The sequence below is a fragment of the Xanthomonas sp. NCPPB 1067 genome (assembly GCF_020783795.1).
In the GTDB taxonomy this organism is placed as follows: domain Bacteria; phylum Pseudomonadota; class Gammaproteobacteria; order Xanthomonadales; family Xanthomonadaceae; genus Xanthomonas; species Xanthomonas melonis.
Map to the genome: position 1 here is coordinate 26,424 of NZ_JAJGQG010000003.1, position 15,033 is coordinate 41,456.

Consider the following 15,033-nt stretch of genomic DNA (forward strand, 5'->3'; position numbering starts at 1 on the left):
ACGTGTGGTGCAGGTGATCGGCAACGTGCCAGCCGGCAGGATCCGGCGAGGCATGCGTGCATCGCGGCGCCTGCGCGCATCTGCGCCAGCCCGTGCCGCCAGCGGGAGAGGCCGGTGCGGCAAAGCGAGGTGCCGCTGTGCCAGACTTGGCGCATGGCCGATCTCACCATTCTCGTCGCCGACGACCATCCGCTGTTCCGTGCCGCCGTGATCCACGTGCTGCGGCAGACCTTGCCGCAGGCACAGGTGGTGGAAGCCTCCAGTGCCAGCACATTGGGCACGATGCTGCGCGCGCATCCGCAGGCCGAACTGGTCCTGCTGGATCTGGCCATGCCGGGCGCGCGTGGATTTTCGGCACTGCTGCACGTGCGCGGCGAACACCCGGACATTCCGGTGGTGGTGATTTCCTCCAACGATCATCCGCGCGTGATCCGGCGCGCGCAGCAGTTCGGTGCGGCCGGTTTCATTCCCAAGTCCACGCCGGCCGAGACCATCGGCAGTGCGGTGGCCAGCGTGCTGGAGGGCGGCACCTGGTTCCCGCCGATGACCGCCGAGCGTTCGGAGGCCGACGCGCAGCTGGCCGCCAAACTGGCGCAGCTGACCCCGCAGCAGTTCCGCGTGCTGCTGAGCCTGGCCGACGGCCTGCTCAACAAGCAGATCGCCCACGAGTTGGGGCTGGCCGAGAACACCGTCAAGGTGCACGTCACCGCCATCTTGAAGAAGCTCGATTGCTACAGCCGTACCCAGGCGGCGGTCCTGGTCAAGGCGCTGGAGCCGGAAGGCGAGGGCTGACGCAATCGGGCGCACGCCTGCGGCAGGCGTGCGCCGCCGATGCTCAGAAGTCCAGCGAATAGCCCAGCGTCAGCGTGCGGCCACGCCCGGCGAAGTATCGCAGCGGCTCGACCAGCGCCGATTGCGAGTAGTAGGTGATGTACTGCTTGTCGAACAGGTTGGCCACGCCCATGCGCAGCGCACCGCGCGGCAGCGCATAGGTGACTGTGGCGTCCACCAGCGAGTAGCCGCTGAAGCGTTGGTCGGGGTCGTCGAAGGACTGGCTGAAGGCATGCTGTGCCTGCACGAACGAGGCGAACCTGGGTGTCCATTGCGCCGACCAGGAGGCGATCACGCGATTGGGCGCCACATTGAGCCCATCCAGGCGTGCGTCCAGGCGGCCATCGTTGTCGCTGTCGTAGCGGCCGCGCGTGTACGCATACGACAGGCGCAGGCGATGCCCCGCAGTGGGCCGGTAGCCCAGGCTGGCGTCCACGCCCTGCACGCGGGTCTTCTCGCGGCTCATCATGAAGGCGCCGTTGAGCGGCACCACGCGCGTGCCCAGGTCCGAGTCGGAGCGGAAATAGCTGAGGTCCGCATCGAATGCGCCGCGCTCGATGCGGGTGCCGGCTTCGATGCTCCTGGTCAGGATCGGCTCCAGCATGTCCAGGTCGGCCACGCGCGTGCCCGGGGCGTCGATCGCGCGCAGCACGCGGCCCACGTCGGGCATGCCGAATCCTTCGGAATAGCTGGTGAACACGTTCACGCCTTCGACCGGCGTATAGACCAGGCCGGCGTTGTACAGGGTCTGGCTGAAGTCGAGCGTGCCGCCTTCCACGTCGACCCGGTTGTAGCGCCACAGGGTCCGATAGCTGTCGATCTGCAGTTCGGCCTCTTCGCGGCGCACGCCAGCGTGCAGGGCCAGCGCAGGCAGCAACGCGTATTCGCCCTGCACGAACAGCGACAGGTTCCGGAAATCCGATTCCGGCACGTAGGTGCGTCCGGTGCCGTAGAGATCCTGCTTGCCGGTATCGGCCAGCAGATCGAAGCCGCCGGTGAGCTTGAGCCGGTCGTCGAGCAGGTCGTCCTTGCTCAGGGTGACCTTGCTGCCCCACTTGGACGCGACCGAACGCGACTGATCGTACAGGCGGCCGAGCGGAGCGATCAGCGGGTCCTGGAAGGTGGACGTGTTGGCCGCACCGAACAAACCTTCGAATTCCTGATTGAACACCAGCGCGTTCAACTGCATGCCGGCCAGGTCGTCGTGGGTATACGACAGACCCGAGGTCAACACCTCGTTGTGCGGCGCGCTGCCTTCGGGGGTGCCGCGGACCGAGGTGGTGGGCAGGCGCCGTGCGCGGTCGCCCGGAATGCCGATGTAGTCGTTGTCGTTCTTGATGCGGTAGCGATTGACGCTCAGGCTCAGGCGCTGGGTGTCGGTGAGTGCATAGCCGACTTTGGCCAGCACGTCGTAGCTCCTGGAGGTCATCAGGTCGCCCTGGATGTTGTCCGCGCCGATCGGCCGGCCCTGCCCATCCACATGCAGTCCCTGATCGGCGTAGCTGGCCGAAAACAGGTAATCCAGCCGGTCGCTGCGCCCGTCCACGCGATAGCGGGTCTCGTAGCTGGCGGTTTCGGCGCGGGTCTGGGCGGTGGGCGCGGTGGCCTGCACGTCGAGGTGCTGATTCAGCGCGCCGTCCTGCGGACGACGGGTGATGATGTTGATGGTGCCGCCGGTGGCGCCCAGGCCGTTGATCGCGTTGGCGCCCTGAATCACCTCGATCCGCTCGACCATGGCGAAATCGATGGTGTGTGCTTCACGGCCGGTAGGGCGGATCGGATTGGACTGCGGGATGCCGTCGATCAGGATCAGCGGCACGCGGCCGCGCAGCGTTTCGCCGCTACCGTTCATCTTGCCGCGGCTGGGCGTGTAGGAGGGAATCAGGTTGGCGAGCACGTCCGAGGAATTGCTGGACAGCGTCAGCTGCTGCTGGATCTGCGCCTTGTCGATGATCAGCACCGTTTGCGGCGATTCGGCCACCGTCATGTTCGAACGTGCGGCGGCGACCACCACCGTTTCGAGCGTATCGGTGACCTGCGACTGGGCAAATGCGGCCTGCGCACCGAGCAAGGACAGAACAACGGCGAGCGGCAGGCGTGCCGTTCGGGGCGTGGGAGAGGTCATGGGCAGGAACTCCAATGCGACAGGCGATCGCGCAACGATGGCGATCAAAATGGGAATCATTATCGATAGTGTAGCAGGCGCGCTTTCCGCCGCTCGCGACTGCGGTTGCGTGGCATGCACGGTGCCCTCGGGCTGCAGCGATGGCCTAACCCGGTCAGCCGCGCCGCAGCAGCATCTGCGTGATCAGCGCGCGTAGTGCCGGCGGGCGCACCGGCTTGGACAGGAAACCCCAGCCCGCCTCGAGCGCGTGATCGCGCAGGGCGGCGCTGGGTTCGGCGGTGACCAGGATCACGCGCGGCTCGCGCTGCCAGTGCTCCACCAGCTGTGGCAGCAGCATCGGGCCGTAGTGGTGGCCCATGCGCACGTCCAGCAGCAGCAATTCGGGGCCGTCGCCGGCCGTAGCGGCGGCCAGTGCATCGTCCGGACCGCCGGCGAAATCCACCCGGCATTCCCAGCGTTCCAGCAGGGCGCGCGTGGCCTCGCACACGCGTGGATCGTCGTCCACGCACCACACCCGGCAGCCGTGCAGGATGGGGTCGTTGCCGGGTTCGTGCGCCGTGGCGGGCGGTGGCGGCGGGCGCGTGGCGATGGCTGCACGTTCGCCCAGCGGCACGCTGACCGAGAACACGCTACCGCTGCCCAAGGTGGAGCGCAGCCCGATGCGGTGCCCGAGCAAGCGGCCGATGCGTTCGACGATGGCCAGACCCAGGCCGGCGCCGCGATCGTTGGCCACCCCGTCGTCCAGGCGGCGGAATTCCTCGAAGATTTCGTGCTGCAAGGACTCGGGAATGCCCGGCCCCTGGTCGTGGACCTCGATGCGCAACCAGCCGCCCCGCCTGCGGCAGCCGATCAGCACGCGCCCGCGCGGGGTGTAGCGGATCGCATTGGACAGGAAATTCTGCAGGATGCGGCGCAGCAGGTTCTCGTCGCTCAACACCACCGCCGAGGTCGGCACCCATTCCAGAGCCAGGCCGCGGTCTTCGGCCAGGATGCCGAACTCGCGCGCCAGCGCCTCCAGCAGCGGGCCGAGCGCGAAGTCGCGCACCTGCGTCTTCAGGCTGCCGGCTTCCAGGCGCGCGATGTCCAGCAGGCTGTTGAGGATGGCGTCCTGCGCGGCCAGTGCGCCGTCGATGTTGTCCACCACGCGCGCGCTGCCGGCCTCGTGCACCTGCCCGCGCAATAGTGAGACGAACATGCGCGCGGCGTTGAGCGGCTGCAGCAGATCGTGCACGGCCGAGGCGACGAAACGGGTCTTGTAGCGGTTGGCGCTTTCGGCCTCGCGCTTGGCCGCGGCCAGGTCGCGGGTGCGCTCGGCCACGCGGTGTTCCAGCGCATCGGCTAGCGAGCGCAGTTCGCGGGCAGCGTTCTTGTAGCTGGTGATGTCGGCGTAGCTGGTGACGAAGCCGCCATCGGGCAACGGGTTGCCGCGGATCTCCAGCACCGTGCCGTCTTCCTTCTCGCTCTCGCGCATATGCGGCTTGCCGCTGCGCAGGTGATTCAGGCGCCGCTCGATGGCGGCCTCGATCGGCCCCGGCCCCAGCAGCCCGCGGCGGGCGTTGTAGCGGAACAGGTCCTCGATCGGGCGGCCGATCTGCAGCAGCTCCGGTGGGAACCGGAACAGCTCCACATAGCGCGAATTCCAGGCGACCAGATCGAGCGCGGCATCGATCACCACCACGCCTTGCGGCAGGTGCTCCAGGCTGCGGCTCAGGCCGGCATTGGCCTGCTGCGCGGCGGCCACCACCCCGTCCTGGGCGGTACGCAGTTCTTCGGCATGCTGTTGCAGCACCGTTTCCAGCTCCTGCCGGCTGCGCTGGCGCAATGCCGCCAGGCGCCGCCGCTGCTGTACGAACAACCACAGCAGCGCCAGCGCCAGCCAGGCCCCGGCCGCGGCGATCGCCGCGGCACGGCCGGCCGCACCGCTGCTGCGCGTGTCATGCAGCAGATGCAGGCGCCAGCCGCTCTCGGGCACTTCCAGGGTCTGCCACAGCACCGGCGCGTCCAGTGGCGGGTCGCGGACATCCACCAGCACTCCGCCATCGCCGGTCTGCTCGATCAGGCGCCGCCGCAGCGGCAGCAGGCCCTGATCGGCGTACTGGCGGGTGCTGCGCAATTCGCGACGGTCGCGCGGGCTCAGTGGCGCCAGCATGCGGTAGCGCCAGCTGGCGCGGCTGGCCAGGAACACCACCCCGTGCGCGTCGGAGGCCAGCACGATGTCCGGGGTCTGCAGCCACTCGCGTTCCAGCGCGGCCAGCGCGATCTTGATCACCACCACGCCCTGTACCTGGCCGGTGTCGTCGACGATGGCCTGCGACAGGAAGTAGCCCGGCTCGCTGGTGGTCATGCCGATGCCGTAGAAGCTGCCGCTGCCCTTGGCCAGCGCCTGCTGGTAGTACGGCCGGAACGCGTAGTCCACGCCCACGTTGCTGCGCGCGGCACGCCAATTGCTTGCCGCCAACGCGGTGCCGTTACGGTCGATCAGCGTCAGCGTGGACGAACGGGTGACATTGTTGGCGCGTTCGAGCTTGCGATTGAGCTGTTCCACCTGCGCGGGCGACAAGGCTGTCGATACGGCCGCGCGCAGCTCCGGGTCCAGCGCCAGGATCTGCGGCAGGGTGCGGTAGCGATCGACGCGTTGTTGCAGCGCCTGTGCATACAGGCGCAGCTGGCGGCGCACGGTGGTGCTTTCCTCGCGCAGCGCGCTCTGTTGCACGAAGTGCTCGGCTGCGAGCATGGCCACCACCATGCCGCCCAGCACGATGGCCAGGGTGAGCAGCAGGCGGCGGCGTCGCGAGGCGTACATGCCGGCAAGTATGGCCGAGGCATGCCGCAAACGACGACGGCCGCACCCGGGCAGGGGATGCGGCCGTGCCGGAACATCTGCGGCGGCATGCGAGCGCAGGCCCTATCGCGCGCCAGCGCAGCGGCCCGCGAACGGGCGCCTTCGCGGGCTAGAACTGCACCTGCGCCCGCAGCTCCATGACCTTCGGGGTCACGTGCACGCCATTGCGCGAGGCATCCACCCAGCTGTAGTTGGCCTGGAACTTGAAGTGGCTGGTGAGGTACCAGTTGGCGCCGATGGTGGTGTCGTGCTGACGGCCGCCATGGACGTTGTTGTCTTCCAGATTCAGATGGCTGTAGCGGGCGGTGAGTTCGACGGCGCCGTATTCGTGCGCCGGCTTGATATTGCCCGGCACGCCGCCGGCGTAGCTGCGCGACTCGCCGGTCAAGGACCAGGTGCCGTAGAGGTACTGGCCCTGGGCGATGAAGTGCGGCAAGCCCTCGTTACGCGCCACCTCGGCACGCAGCGCCTCGCTCTGCAGCGAGAACGGGCCATGGATCCATACCGCTTCCACGCCGGTGCGGATCACGTGGTCCACGTCCAGGATGGTGCCGGTGTCGATCAGCCGGACGTCGGTCAGGCCGGCTTCCGGGCGTGCCCGCAGGCGCACGCGCGGGCCGAACGCCACGCCACGGCCGTCGGTGAAGCCACGCGGGTTCTCCACCGAACCGGCGATGCCCAGGTGCAGCACGTCGCCATCGGCCTTGTGCGGCGTCCACGCCGCATGCACGGCCTGGGTGGTGCCCGGATTGTCGCCCTGCAGGTCCTGGCCGCCGTAGGCGCCGGCCTGCAACAGGTAGCGTGGCCGCTCCAGGGTCCACTCCACGCCGGTCCGGCGGCCCTGGAACACTGCCTGCACCGGCAGGCCCAGCTCCATGAAGCTGCCCGCACGCGAGCTCTGCACCGCTTCCAGGCCCACCGGCACCTTCATGTAGCCTAGTCGCACGCGGCCGTAGTCCTGGCCCAGCAGCGCCTTGGTTTCGAAACGGAAGAACACGTCCAGCCACAGTTTGGACTCGAAGTCGAAGTACACCATGGCGTCGTAGACGCCCTTCTTCTTCACGGTGGCGCCGAATTCCTTGCGGCGGAAGTCGGTACGGTCCTCCAGGCGGTCGTCGCCGGAGAAATTGTTGTCGTCGTAGGCGAAGTTGCCGGTCAGCGCGAGCTCGGTGCCATCACCGAAGGCGTACTTGGTCGGCCAGTTTTCGAGCGAGGTGGCCGCATGGGCGGCAGGGGCGGCGGCAAACGCCAACGCCAGAACGAGCGGATTGAGGCGCATAGGAGTGATCTTCGGCAATGGAAAGGCCGGGGCGTCCTGCCATGGCGGTCACGGTGAACGGCTTCAGAAGCGCGCAGGACAAACGGGCAACACGGCAACGTCGGTGTCTGCGTTAAATGCAGTTAACGGCCGCCGGCGCTGCGGCTGAAGTGTAGGGGGCCTTCCGTCTGCGGGACAATGTTCACAGCGGCTGACGACACCGACGGCGCAGGCACCCGGAGGATGCGGCCGCTGCCCGGAATCGGCATGTCCCCATCGTACACTGCGGTTCCGGGCGCGCCGTCCACACCCGCCTGACGATCGCTCGCTACGCTCTGTCAGGCTCTCGTAGTACCAATGGGCTATCGGTCGTGGCGGCGCCGTCCGGCCAGAATGCCCGCACCGGGTGCCGCGCAAGGCACCTCCAGTTCCCTCGGAGTGGTGTCATGCACATCAGCAAGCCTGCCGGCCCGGTGCCGGCGTCCGTGCCCTTCTACCGCCAGCTGTATTTCCAGGTGGTGGTGGCGATCGTCCTCGGCGCCCTGTTGGGGCATTTCGAGCCCGCCTTCGCCGAGAGCCTCAAGCCGCTGGGCGATGCCTTCATCAAGCTGGTGAAGATGATCATCGCTCCGGTGATCTTCCTGACCATCGTCACCGGCATCGCCGGCATGACCCACCTCAAGACGGTAGGCCGGGTCTTCGCCAAGGCGATGACCTACTTCCTGTTCTTCTCCACGCTGGCGCTGGTGGTGGGCATGGTGGTGGCGCACGTGGTGCAGCCGGGTGCCGGCATGAACATCAACCCGGCCGAGCTGGATCAGAGCGCGGTCAACACCTATGTGCAGAAGTCGCACGAGTTGAGCCTGGTCGGTTTCCTGATGGACATCATCCCGGCCACGCTGATCAGCGCGTTCGTGGATGGCAACATCCTGCAGGTGCTGTTCGTGGCGGTGCTGTTCGGCATCGCGCTGGCGCTGGTGGGCGAGCGTGGCCGGCCGGTACTGAGCTTCCTGGAGGCGCTGACCGCGCCGGTGTTCCGCCTGGTGCACATCCTGATGAAGGCCGCGCCGATCGGTGCGTTCGGCGCGATCGCCTTCACCATCGGCAAGTACGGCGTGGAATCGCTGGTCAATCTGGCCTGGCTGGTGGGCTCGTTTTACATCACCTCGTTGCTGTTCGTTCTGGTGATCCTGGGCCTGGTGTGCCGGTTCTGCGGTTTTTCGGTGCTCAAGCTGATCCGCTACCTCAAGGCCGAGCTGCTGCTGGTGCTGGGCACGTCCTCGTCGGAGTCGGCATTGCCTTCGCTGATGGAAAAGATGGAAAAGGCCGGCTGCGAGAAGTCGGTGGTGGGCCTGGTGGTACCGACCGGTTATTCGTTCAATCTGGACGGTACCAACATCTACATGACCCTGGCCGCGCTGTTCATCGCCCAGGCCACCAACGTGGACCTGACCCTGGGCCAGCAGATCACCTTGCTGGCGGTGGCCATGCTCAGCTCCAAGGGTGCGGCCGGCGTGACCGGCGCCGGCTTCATCACCCTGGCGGCCACGCTGTCGGTGGTGCCGGACGTGCCGGTGGCCGGCATGGCGCTGATCCTGGGCGTGGACCGCTTCATGAGCGAGTGCCGCTCGCTGACCAACTTCATCGGTAACGCAGTGGCCACCGTGGTGGTGTCGCGCTGGGAGAACGCGCTGGATCGCGACCAGCTGAAGCTGGTGCTGGATGGCGGCTCGCCGCCGCTGCAGGCGCCACCGGCCTCGACCGATACGGTCGCTCCGGTCAGCGCACGCTGAGGCTTCCTGCGGCCCTGTCCTCCGTCGGCGCTCCCGGCGGGGTGCAGGGCCGTTCTGCGTTGGCCGCCGATGGCTGGCGATGCTCCATTCCTGCCGCGCCGACAGCTGCGCGACAGGCCCTTGTTCAGGCAGGAGGGTAGAATTCAGCCCTCCTGCGCCTTCGAGACTTACACAGCCGATGTCCACCGACGACTTCAAACAGGCCGCCCTCGACTATCACCGCCAGCAGCCGGCCGGCAAGATCAAGGTCACCGCGACCAAGCCGATGCTGACCCAGCGCGATCTGTCGCTGGCGTATTCGCCGGGCGTGGCGTTTGCCTGCGAAGCGATCGTCGAGGACGCCACCCAGGCCAGCGAACTCACTGCACGCGGCAATCTGGTGGCGGTCATCAGCAACGGGACCGCGGTGCTGGGCCTGGGCAACATCGGCCCGCTGGCGTCCAAGCCGGTGATGGAAGGCAAGGGCGTGCTGTTCCAGAAATTCGCCGGCATCGACGTGTTCGATATCGAGATCAACGAGAACGATCCGGACAAGCTGGTGGACATCATCGCCAGCCTGGAGCCCACCTTCGGCGGCATCAACCTCGAAGACATCAAGGCGCCGGAATGTTTCATCGTCGAGCGCAAGCTGCGCGAGCGCATGAACATTCCGGTGTTCCATGACGACCAGCACGGCACCGCGATCATCGTCGGCGCCGCCGTGCTCAATGCGCTGGTGGTCACCGGCAAGAAGATCGAAGAGGTCAAGCTGGCCACCACCGGCATGGGCGCGGCCGGCATCTCCTGCGTCAACATGCTGGTCTCGCTGGGGCTGAAGCCGGAGAACATCCTGGCGCTGGATCGCGACGGCGTGATCCACACCGGTCGCACCGACCTGGACCCGGACAAGCAGCGCTACGCGCGCGATACCGACAAGCGCACCCTGGCCGAGATCGTCGAAGGCGCGGACATCTTCCTGGGCCTGTCGGCCGCCGGCATCCTCAAGCCGGAAATGGTCGCCAGCATGGCGCGCCAGCCGGTGATCTTCGCGCTGGCCAATCCCAACCCGGAGATCACCCCGGAGGCGGCCAAGGCGGTGCGTCCGGATTGCATCATCGGTACCGGCCGGTCGGACTACCCGAACCAGATCAACAACGTGCTGTGCTTCCCCTATCTGTTCCGTGGCGCGCTGGACGTGGGCGCCACCGGCATCAACGAGGAGATGAAGATCGCCTGCGTCAAGGCGATCGCGGCGATGGCACGGCGCGAAGCCTCCGACCTGGGCGCGGCCTACGGCGGCGAGACCCCGAGTTTCGGTCCTGACTACCTGATTCCGCGTCCGCTGGACCCGCGCCTGCTGGTGGAACTGTCGTCTGCGGTTGCGCAGGCGGCGATGGACTCGGGCGTGGCCACGCGCCCGATCACCGACATGGAGGCGTATCGCGACAAGCTCGGCCAGTTCGTCTACCGCACCAGCCTGATGATGAAGCCGGTGTACGACCGCGCCCGCGCCGACAAACAGCGCGTGGTGTATGCCGAAGGCGAAGAAGAAGTGGTGCTGCGCGCGGTGCAGAACGTGGTCGACGAAGGTCTGGCCTTGCCGATCCTGATCGGCCGCCCGGACGTCATCGAGGCGCGTATCCAACGCATGGGCCTGCGCCTGACCGCCGGTGTGGACTTCGAGATCACCAACATCCTCGACGACCCCCGCTTCAACGATTACTGGCAGTACTACCATGCGCTCACCGAACGCCGTGGCGTGACCGTCACCGCGGCCAAGGAGCTGATGCGTTCGCGCCCGACCCTGATCGCGGCAGTGATGGTGGCGCGCGGCGAAGCCGACGCGATGCTGTCCGGCGTGGTCGGTCGCTTCCACAAGAAGCTGGGCTACGCACGCAGCGTGATCCCGCTGGAGCCGCGTGTCAGCTCCACCTCGGCGATGACCGGCGTGATCAACCAGCTCGGCGTGTTCTTCTTCCTCGATACCCATGTGCAGGAAGACCCCACCGTCGAGCAGGTGGTCGAAGCGACGCTGCAGGCCGCGTACCGCCTCAAACTGTTCGGCATCGAGCCCAATATCGCGTTGCTGTCGCATTCCAATTTCGGCAGCCATGATTCGCGCGATGCGCTGAAGATGCGCCAGGTGCGCGAAGCCCTGCTCAAGCGCAAGCCCGAGCTCAATATCGATGGCGAGATGCAGGGCGACACCGCCTGGGACGAAGCGCTGCGCAAGCAGATCATGCCCAACAGCACGCTCAAGGGCCGCGCCAACCTGTTCGTGCTGCCGAACCTGGAAGCGGCCAACATCGCCTACAACCTGGTGCGCGTGTTCACCGATGGCGTGGCGATCGGCCCGATCCTGATGGGCATCTCCAAGCCGGTGCACATCCTCACCACCAGTGCCACCTCGCGCCGGGTGATGAACATGACCGCGATCGCGGCGGTGGATGCGCAGATCCGCAAGCAGCGCGATGCGGAAAAATCGTCAACCGAAAAAGGCAACGAGTGAGTCGAGGTGTCGAAGACTTGCGAGCTGTCCAAGACTTGATTGGCCGAGTGTCGCTCGATTTGAAGCGGTAAGCGCTCGGCCGGCAAGACAACGGCCCAGAGCCCCTCTCCCCACGGGAGAGGGGTTGGGGTGAGGGTAGGGCTTAGCAACGCAAACAGCAGGCGTCGCGGGTCGTCGTCATCCCAAGCGATCACGCCCAAAACCTCACTCCTCAGCGCCCCTCCGGCACTGCACCCAGTAACTCGATCTCCGCCACCTGCGCACGCGCGGGCGCCGTCCAACGCAGCCGATACTCCGCATACGAGCCTGGCGTCGCGATCCGGAACGGGCGCGTTTGCAGCGGCCATTGAAAGCGCTCCTCGCGGCGCGCGTCGACGACGCGCCACGTGCCTTCTGCAGTGCGTGCTTCCAGCGTCCAGGCGGCCGACGCAATCCCGGCGTTGCCGTTGGTCACGGTGTAAAGCATGGCTTCACCGCGATCAAGGCCGCTGAATGTCAGTGCCGTGGCCTGCGACACCGCGCTTGCGCTGCCCGCATCGTCGTCATGCAAAGCCGCCAGCGCGCGACCATCGGCCTGCGTCACGCGTGCGCTGGCACCCAGTAGGTCATGCAACGGGGCAGGGCGTTCACCCGCTGGCGTCAACGACGGCGGCGCAGCGTCCGGCTCGCTGCCCCAGCGCGATGGCGCTGGTCCCATCACGAAATCCAGCGTCGCGCCCTTGGCAATCGCCGCATGCGGCAACCAGGTCTTGCGCCACGGTTTGCCGTTGACCCTGAGCGATTGCACGTACACGTTCTGCGGCGAATTCTGCGGCGCATTGACGGTCAGCGTGCCGCCGCCGGGCAGGCGCACGCGCGCATGGCGGAACAACGGCGAGCCGATCACGTACTCCGCCGCGCCCATGCGCAACGGATAGATGCCCAGTGCCGCGAACAGATACCACGCCGACATCTCGCCATTGTCTTCATCGCCTGCATAGCCCTGGCCGATCTCGCTGCCCAGGTAGAGCCGCGTCAGGATCTCGCGCGTCAGCTGCTGGGTTTTCCACGGCTGCCCGGCATACAGGTACATCCACGGAATGTGGTGCGCCGGCTGGTTGCTGTGCGCATACATGCCCATGCGCACATCGCGTGCTTCGGTCATCTCGTGGATGGCGTTGCCATAGGAGCCGGCAAATGCCGATTCGCCGGTTTCAGGCGTGGCGAAGAAGCTGTCCAGCTTTGCCGCCAAGGCGCCACGCCCGCCGTACAACGTAGCCAGACCCTGGCCATCGTGTGGCGCGGTGAACGCAAACGTCCAGCCGCTGGACTCGGTGTAGTCGTTGCCCCAGACGCGTGGGTCGTACTGCGCCGGATTCACGCGCCACGCGCCATCGGGTGTGCGCCCCTGGAAGAATCCGACCCCAGGGTCGAACAAGGCCGCGTATCCGGCCGCGCGATGGCGGAAATACACCGCCTCGGTCGCATACCGCTCACGATCTTCCGCCGTGCTCGCCTGGCGGGACAAGGCATCGGCCATGTTGGCGATGCCGAAGTCGTTGAGCGCGCCTTCCAGCGACCACGACATGCCCTCGTGCGTGTCGGTATCGGTGTAGCCGCGGAACGTCGAACGCGCCATGCCCTTGCGGCCCACGTGCCGGTCCGGCGGCACCACGGTTGCGTTCTTCAACGCCGCCGCATAGGCCTCGGCCGGTTCGAAGCCGCGCACGCCCTTGAGCCAGGCATCGGCGAACGCCACGTCGGAACTGGTGCCGACCATCAGATCGGCATAACCGGGCGACGACCAGCGCGCGATCCAGCCGCCTGCACGCGCTTGTTCGATAAAGCCCTGCACAAGGCGTCCGGCGTCGTCGGGCGCAAAGAGCGCATACGCCGGCCATGCGGTGCGAAAGGTGTCCCACAGCCCGTTGTTGACGTAGACCCGGCCATCGCGGATCGGTGCGAAGCTGCGCACCGCGCTGCCATCGATGTTGTCGTCCGACCAGCTGTTCTGGCTTGCGTAGCGCCAGTCCGGTGCCTGCGCGCTGCCGACGTTTTCATGCCCGGAGTTCGGATACAGGTAGAGCCGGTAGAGATTGGAATACAGCGTGGTCTTCTGGTCGGCAGTCGCATCGGGCACGTCGAACCGTCCCAGCAACACATCCCACGCGTCCTGCGCTTGCGCGGCGATCTGCTCGATACTGGCCTCGGATGCGATCTCGAGCGCCAGGTTGTGCCTGGCCTGGTCCAGCGAGATCAACGAGGTCGCGATACGCACCTGCACCTGCCGTGCGCTGCCGGCATCGAACTTGATCCAACCGGTCGGCCGCCCGCTGTCGATGCTCCCGCTGCCCGTCCACGGCCGGTCGAAGCTCGCATACACGTACATGCGCGTCGCCCCGGTCGACAGCCCGCTGCGCACATCGGTGTAGCCGGACAGTGTCTGCGTTGCGGCATCCAGGTGTAGCCCGCCGCGCCCATCCACATTGTCGAACAGCAGATTGGCATCGCCCTGGTCCGGGAAGCGAAAACGGAACAGCGCCGCATGATCGGTGGGCGCGATCTCGGCCTGGATGCCGTTGTCGAACTGCACCGCATAGCGATAGGGGCGTGCGACTTCGTTGGCATGCGAGAACGCCAGTGCGCGCTTTCTTCGATCGGTTTCCGGCACGCCAGCACCGAGCGAGGGCATCACCTGAAACGTCTGCCGATCCCCCATCCACGGGCTCGGTTGATGGCTGAGCGACAGCGCCTGCAGGCGCGGCCGGTTGTCCGCATCGTTGTGCTCGTTCCAGCGATACAGCCAGCTCAGCGTTCCGGCATCGGTCACCGGCGTCCAGAAGTTGAACCCATGCGGCACCGCCGTCGCAGGGAAGTTGTTGCCGCGCGAGAACGTGCCGTTGGATTGCGTGCCGCGCGTGGTCAGCACCCAGTCCGATGGGCGGGCCGGCGTTACCAGTTGCACCTCGGCGATGGCGATATCGTCGATCCACCCGGCAACGCTCGCGCCCGCAGGCGGCGCCACCTCCAGTTCGATCGCACGCACACGACGCCCGCGCAACCCGGCCACATCCCCCAACCGCACCTGCTTGCGCGTCCACTGCTGCGGATACAGCGTCTTCGAATCGCCTTGCGCCTGCGCGTCCAGTGCAACGCCCTGCTGGTCGCGCGCTGCGCTGGCAGAGACGCGCGTGCCGTCATCCAATAGCAGGTCCAACGAGACATACGTGGATGCCACATGGTCGTTGCCCACACTTTCCGGCAACACCATCCAAGACAATGTCGTGTGTGCATCGATCGGAAGATCGGTGGCGAACAATCTGCGCCGCCCGCCCACTCCCTGCGTCGTATACGCCAACGCATGGGGGCCGGTATAGCCGGCGTTCGGCTTGGCTGCATATGGCGTTGACGGCCCGGCGCCAATGGCGACATGGACGGCAGTTTCTGCCACCTGCACTGGCGTCGGGTCACCGCCGTCGAAGCTGCTTGCGAAGTGCGTCGCTGCCAGTGCCGGCAGCGTAGCGGAATACAGCAGGGCAACCGCGAGCGTTCGCGGCAGACCGCGCGGGTGCAGCTGGGCAACAGGCAAGGTCACGGGGTGATGTCTCCTTGGGGCGGGCGCGGCCGCCCGTGCGCTGGGCCGATGCTGCGCCCGTCGGGGGGCGCGCAGCCGGATGGCGGAGCGCCGACTCCCGATGATAGGCGGCATGCCCGGCG

General features: G+C 66.9%; 7 protein-coding genes and 1 other RNA gene. 4 read left to right on the plus strand and 4 right to left on the minus strand.

The features are described from left to right. The first annotated feature begins 153 nt into the window (after positions 1–153). Complete coding sequence (locus LL962_RS03415; RefSeq protein ID WP_104586811.1) at positions 154–792, plus strand: response regulator; 639 nt, start codon at positions 154–156, stop codon at positions 790–792. 43 nt (positions 793–835) lie between these two features. Here LL962_RS03415 and LL962_RS03420 read toward each other — a convergent pair whose 3' ends face one another. The 3 genes from LL962_RS03420 to LL962_RS03430 form a co-directional block, all read right to left on the minus strand. Further along, on the minus strand, positions 836–2,956 hold the full coding sequence (locus LL962_RS03420) for a TonB-dependent receptor (RefSeq protein ID WP_228315913.1): 2,121 nt from the start codon (positions 2,954–2,956) through the stop codon (positions 836–838). A 154-nt stretch (positions 2,957–3,110) separates the two neighbouring features. Beyond that, positions 3,111–5,759 (minus strand): hybrid sensor histidine kinase/response regulator, encoded by a 2,649-nt coding sequence (locus tag LL962_RS03425; protein ID WP_228315914.1) that lies wholly within the window; start codon positions 5,757–5,759, stop codon positions 3,111–3,113. A 148-nt stretch (positions 5,760–5,907) separates the two neighbouring features. Then, positions 5,908–7,077: an OprO/OprP family phosphate-selective porin gene (locus LL962_RS03430; RefSeq protein ID WP_228315915.1), complete on the minus strand. Its 1,170-nt coding sequence runs from the start codon at positions 7,075–7,077 to the stop codon at positions 5,908–5,910. 246 nt (positions 7,078–7,323) lie between these two features. Between LL962_RS03430 and LL962_RS03435 the strand changes: the two genes are divergently transcribed. The 3 genes from LL962_RS03435 (at position 7,324) to LL962_RS03445 (ending at position 11,337) form a co-directional block, all read left to right on the plus strand. After that, positions 7,324–7,400: non-coding RNA, sX9 sRNA (locus tag LL962_RS03435), on the plus strand. 102 nt (positions 7,401–7,502) lie between these two features. After that, entirely contained in the window at positions 7,503–8,849 is a 1,347-nt protein-coding gene (locus LL962_RS03440) for a dicarboxylate/amino acid:cation symporter (protein WP_104586808.1), read from the plus strand. Positions 8,850–9,027: 178 nt separating this feature from the next. Then, entirely contained in the window at positions 9,028–11,337 is a 2,310-nt protein-coding gene (locus tag LL962_RS03445) for an NADP-dependent malic enzyme (RefSeq protein ID WP_104586807.1), read from the plus strand. 211 nt (positions 11,338–11,548) lie between these two features. On the opposite strand, the gene LL962_RS03450 is transcribed toward LL962_RS03445, so the two are convergent. Beyond that, positions 11,549–14,911, minus strand: a complete 3,363-nt coding sequence (locus tag LL962_RS03450) for a GH92 family glycosyl hydrolase (protein ID WP_228315916.1) — start codon at positions 14,909–14,911, stop codon at positions 11,549–11,551. Positions 14,912–15,033 lie beyond the last annotated feature (122 nt).

What these genes read in the sequence shown, in the direction of transcription:
- LL962_RS03415 (WP_104586811.1), top strand. Translation starts at nt 154, where the DNA reads ATGGCCGATCTCACCATTCTCGTCGCCGACGACCATCCGCTGTTCCGT.
- LL962_RS03420 (WP_228315913.1), bottom strand. Translation starts at nt 2,956, where the DNA reads ATGACCTCTCCCACGCCCCGAACGGCACGCCTGCCGCTCGCCGTTGTT.
- LL962_RS03425 (WP_228315914.1), bottom strand. Translation starts at nt 5,759, where the DNA reads ATGTACGCCTCGCGACGCCGCCGCCTGCTGCTCACCCTGGCCATCGTG.
- LL962_RS03430 (WP_228315915.1), bottom strand. Translation starts at nt 7,077, where the DNA reads ATGCGCCTCAATCCGCTCGTTCTGGCGTTGGCGTTTGCCGCCGCCCCT.
- LL962_RS03440 (WP_104586808.1), top strand. Translation starts at nt 7,503, where the DNA reads ATGCACATCAGCAAGCCTGCCGGCCCGGTGCCGGCGTCCGTGCCCTTC.
- LL962_RS03445 (WP_104586807.1), top strand. Translation starts at nt 9,028, where the DNA reads ATGTCCACCGACGACTTCAAACAGGCCGCCCTCGACTATCACCGCCAG.